The organism is Pseudomonas sp. PDM05 (assembly GCF_014851685.1).
Lineage (GTDB): Bacteria > Pseudomonadota > Gammaproteobacteria > Pseudomonadales > Pseudomonadaceae > Aquipseudomonas.
Window position 1 is genome coordinate 1 of the sequence record NZ_JACVAC010000049.1, and the last position, 363, is coordinate 363.

The following is a 363-nucleotide window of genomic DNA, read 5'->3' on the forward strand; positions in this document are numbered from 1 at the left end:
AGTTGAATGGTGAAACGCTGACCTCACACCTGTTCAAATCCGGCCAGGAACGTCAACGCCAGCAAGGCCAACTGCTAAGTCACTACCACTACGACGACCAGCAACGGCTACATGCCCACACCGTCACCCAACAGCAGAACCACCTCTACCGGCGGCAGTACGACTACGACAAATCCGGCAACCTGAACCGCGTCCTCGACACCCGCAAAGGCGAACACCACTACAGCTACGACCCACTCAATCGCCTCACCCGCGCCGACCATTCCCAGGACCACCAGGAACGTTTCGTACACGACCCGGCCGGCAACCTGCTCATGCAAAACCGCACCGGCCCGGACGTGGTGGCGGGCAATCGGTTGATGA

At 59.8% G+C, this 363-nt stretch carries 1 protein-coding gene; it reads left to right on the forward strand.

Annotated elements, in window-relative coordinates:
- Positions 1-363 (forward strand): hypothetical protein (locus IB241_RS27370; RefSeq protein ID WP_192301283.1); only part of this gene is annotated, 363 nt, incomplete at both ends.